Genomic DNA, 4650 nt, shown 5'->3' with positions numbered 1-4650 from the left:
CATCATCATTATGTACATCGGACTCTTCGCGTCGCCTATGCATCTTAAAGCCGTATTAACGGAGTAAGATGAGAACATCATCGGCAGGAAGAACAACCGGATATAACCGTAATCTAGAGCTGCTGTTATTACTGTCGGATCGTTGCTGAAAAAACCTAGAGAAGGTTTTAGAAATGCAGCAACTAACAGTGCGGAAATCAACGCAACTATGAACTTGAAAGTAATGGTCTGTTCTATCGCCCTGTTCGTCCCTTCTAAATCCTTCTTTCCAAAGCTCTGTGAAATCAACGAAACAGAGCTCTGACCGATAATTGAATTAAGAATGTCTACAATCCAGAAGAGAGTGGTGAAGATGGTGACTCCCGCAATGGCTTCACCGGAGATTCGACCTATCCAGAAAATATCCACTATGTCGTAGACCATTTGTGCACTGAATCCAATCATTGTAGGAACAGACATCACGAGAAGATTTTTCAGAATGTTGCCCTGAGTAAGATCTCTTGCCATTTAAGCCCCCTATGTTACCCTTGAAAAGAGACGCAAAAAGGAAAATTCTATCCATCAGAACACAGAAATTATAACCTACATATACTATCAGGAATCGATTATGTCCCGCAATCTTTCCAGAAAATTCTCCTGGATGAAGTGAAGTCCATTTTCCCAAAAGTAAGGCTCGGAAATATCTATTCCAACTGATTTCAGCAGAATCTCCGGTGAGTCTGAACTACCGCTCTCCAGCAGTCGTATATACCTTCGCTTGAACACATCCCCGTCCTCAAGGTACATCCTGTAAAGTGAGATAACCAGCAACTGAGCGAAGTTGTAGGCATAACAATAAAAAGGCGTGTGAAAGATATGTGGTATGCGAGCCCATTCGAATTTACTTTCAGGAAAAAATACTATAGTGTCTGCAAACATCAGCTTTAGTTCTTCAAAGTACAGATCAGACAGCTCTTTGAACGAAAGAAACTCCCTAGAGATAATACTGTGGGCAGCCATCTCAAATCGTGTGAACATATTTTGTCTCGCCGTCGAGGCCAGTATCTCTTCCATTCTTTTTGAGATAAGCGAAAGTTTTTCCGCCTTTCCACTAATATTGTCCAGAAGAAAATCAGTCATAAGCATCTCCGAAAAAATCGAAGCGGTTTCAGCCATGGTGAGAGGCGTCTCGTAGTTAAGATGAGTCTGTTTTGAAGAAAGCACGCCATGCAAGCCGTGACCCAGCTCATGTGCCAACGTCAAAACATCGCTAGTTTTTCCGCCAAAATTCACAAGGACATAGGGGTGGACTTCAGGTGAGGCGTAATAACAAAATGCGCCACTACGTTTTCCAGGAATTATCGATCCATGAATATATTCATCATCGAAAAAACCGGAAATAATTCGTCCACTTTGGGAATCAAAATTCCCCATTACTTCAAGTATCATATTTTTCGCTTCCTGCCAGCTAAATATATCTCTCGAATCTGCGAGCGGTGCGTAGATGTCGCTGTGAAGAAGGATTTCCTTGTTCATGACACGGGCCTTCAAACGGTAGTAATCCTGCACGATAGAATAACCTTGCGTAGTCGCGTCTATAAGATTCTGAACGGATTCATCTGAAACCTCGTTTTCAATGTTCCTCATTGAAATTGGAGAGGAGAAGTGCCTTTTGCTTGCGTCAAGATCCCAGTCCTTGGCGAGGGAGTTGTAGATGTTCGTCAAAATAACACTATTTTCCTCTGTTTTTCTGAAGAGGCTTTCAAATGCCTTTTTCCTTATCCCTTCATCTCCATGGCTTCTTAGATTCTCGACTTCGCTTTCGGTAAGGACCTTCTCTTCTCCATCAATAAAGATTCTGTATTCGAAAGTCGAGGTAAACTCGTCAAAGAGATTCAGCATAGCCATTTTCCCCGTAATGTCTTTCCTTACTATTATGTCTTCCTCGGGTTCCGATAACTGATGGTCTCTCAACGCTCGAACAAGATCGAAGTAATGTCTGTAGTTCTTCAACTCATCACATTCATTCAACTCTGAAAAGAAGTCGTCTGAAACTCGCGCCAGTTCAAGCTTAATAAACATCAGTCCACTTTCAAGCGCCGCCTCTAGATCGTCCATTTTACGAACTAGTTTTTGAGTCGCTGAATCTGCTGTTAAAACAGAATGATTTAGATAAGCGAACATCGACAGCTTGCCGGCACGATTCAGAAGAGACTCCGATTTTTCAAGCAACCCCCTCAGTTCACGAGCACTAATATTTTCACCTGAGATCCTTCCCCTGTAATCTCTGACGAGTTCATCCTTTTCTCTTAGGACGGTCTTGATGTCTTCAAAAATAGTCTCGTCATCAAGCGAAGCGTAAAGCCTTGTCAGATCCCATTCTATTATCTTCCGTTCATTCAACTTGCTCATCAACCCCTTCTCCAAGTGCAACAACCAGTTCTCCGAACGTTCTTTCTCTTAGAATTTTCGAGACTTCTACCCAGCAGCTGAAGCTGTAAGATCTGTATGTCATGAAATCCATCTCTGAATAATCCAGGCTTTCCACCCGGTCGAGTATCAGCTCTTTTCGACCAATCCATTCCCCCGTTACGTAACACACTATTCCTTCTTCTAACCAGTAGGGCAATCGATACTGCCTGAGAAAGAGATGGCACATTTCGTGAGCCACCGTTTGCGTCAAATTCGGGACCAAACTCAGAGGCTGAACAAAGATCGTGCTATCTTCTGCAGCTGCAATGAACCAATAGCCTAGGCCGGAGAGTTCCATGAACTCTCCGGTCGATGAAGCGATTATTAAGCGGTAAGTTCCCGTGACGGGTTTGCCTACGAGCCTTTCAAGAAGACCTTTATATTCTTCAAGTTCCGGCATTTCCCATGAAACGAATGTGCTTGTGAAGCAAAAAACTGTCATTCCAAAAAATAGAAATGCCACCAATGCCAGAGATTTCATTCGATAACCAGCACTATAGATTCGGTATTTGCCCGGTAATTCGAATCGTACATTGCCCATGCCTGAACCGGTGGAATTATGAATTCACCACTGGTGAGTATCCTCCAGCTGTTTTTCGTAACAAACTCTCCTCCTTCCCTAAAGAAGAAGGCAATTCGGTCGTATCTTGCGTCTTTGAATGTGTAGCCCCACCAGTAGTAGTCGAAGTAATAGAACTTCGTGTACCCGAGCACGTCTGCTTCCAGATTCTCCTCAACGGATATTCCGGTTGCCGGCAGCATATCTTCGACAACCACGTAAGGAACGTCTTCCGGAATCTTAATGTGAACCTCAGAGACTATTGTTTCACCAGCGGTAAGAGAACCTGGGGTACCGAGTCTAACTGAATAGATCTCGACTGTCGGTTCATCATAGTAGCTCTCTTCAAAGGCTCTGATAATTATCTCGCCGTTGCTGATTCCCAGAACATCGCCTTCATACACCTTAAGACCCAATCCGTATTCTCCAAGAAGCAGCTCTCCGTCTTTGATTGAAATCTGCATGTTTTCAACCGTCTTCGATACATTTATCTCGAGAGAACCAACTTCATCCGGTGATAGGGTCTTAATGGACGAAACAACGTATGGTGAATCAATCTGCGGTGTTGTAAGGACATGAGTGTCATCCATGGGAACGGCGAGCTTCCTTCTCAGAACTCTTTTGACGATCAAACCCGAGTTTTCAGGTTCTATCTCCTCAGCTGCCACTGCTTTCTCACCATTTACTGAGACAGCTACCATTTCTGAGCTTTCGACAATTACGTTCTCTTCGCAAAATGGGATTGTAATTGATTCAGAAAGCCCACCGCTGTAAAGAACTTCTCCGCCGATCAATGAAACTTCCACTTGGGCGTTTTCCGAAAGCGAGCTACTCACGGAAGACAGAGACAGAATTGCCAGCGCCGTTGACGATGTTCTATACCAGTAGCTTCCGTTACCCATCCTCAGAAGTCTCTTCGAAATCTCAAAGATGTCCTCCGAAGGCATCTCCAGATCTACCGAAGCCTTCAGAAGCAGAGACAAAGTAACTATATCGTCGAAGAAATAATCAAAACTGGTCCCGGAAATCACGTCGTCTGCATCCAGATCTACGTATTCCATCGCTTCTTCAATTAGATCTTCAGCCTTGTCGTCCATGTTCAACGCTTCGTAGGCCAGCGAAGTCAGAATTATCGAAGGAACGTCACCTTTGAAATCGACGACAGAACCTACGGGATCCCTCAGTTTTCTGCTGAAGAGAACTATCACGTATTGAAGGAAGGGATCTGGATCTTCTTTGTAGAGAGTTTTCATCTCAGAATAGCCCATAGATACCACATCTTTATTGATAACATAACCGTTCTCTGTAGCGAGATACAAACCCAACATCACATACGCGGTCATGAATGGCGTGGAGTTATCGTCCTTCCACCAGCCCCAGCCTCCATCGTAATGCTGATACCCATATAACCTCTCAAGTCCTTCACTTACCACTCTTGAGACCTTGTTGATGAAAGCAGTATCCGCTTCTTCCAATAGCTGAGAAGCTGCTAGTGCGGGAAGCAGTCTGCTCATCGTTTGCTCGACACACCCGTAAGGGTAATCTACCAAATACCTGACCGCCTCCAGAAGAATAGGATCAATTGTGGAAGAAATCGTAATCGTTCCTGCAGAGTTTTCTGAGAATTCGAGAGTCTTGTT

3 protein-coding genes and 1 pseudogene are annotated in these 4650 nt (G+C 44.0%); all 4 read right to left on the bottom strand.

All coding sequences use genetic code 11. The features are described from left to right. On the bottom strand, positions 1-507 hold a 507-nt coding region (locus BG32_RS15180), incomplete at its 3' end, for an MATE family efflux transporter (RefSeq protein WP_259459803.1). Between the two features lie 87 nt (positions 508-594). Further along, positions 595-2391 (bottom strand): M3 family oligoendopeptidase, encoded by a 1797-nt coding sequence (locus BG32_RS15175; protein ID WP_121527085.1) that lies wholly within the window; start codon positions 2389-2391, stop codon positions 595-597. Then, positions 2375-2932 (bottom strand): hypothetical protein, encoded by a 558-nt coding sequence (locus BG32_RS15170; protein ID WP_121527084.1) that lies wholly within the window; start codon positions 2930-2932, stop codon positions 2375-2377. Before BG32_RS15170 ends, BG32_RS15175 begins: the two co-directional genes overlap by 17 nt. Continuing rightward, positions 2929-4650 (bottom strand): annotated as a pseudogene (locus BG32_RS15165) (alpha-2-macroglobulin domain protein); the annotation flags it as partial. The pseudogene BG32_RS15165 and the gene BG32_RS15170, both read right to left, overlap by 4 nt.

The sequence above is a fragment of the Mesotoga sp. HF07.pep.5.2.highcov genome, assembly GCF_003666285.1.
Taxonomy (GTDB): Bacteria; Thermotogota; Thermotogae; order Petrotogales; family Kosmotogaceae; genus Mesotoga; species Mesotoga prima.
This window is presented reverse-complemented; position numbering and strand designations above follow the sequence as displayed.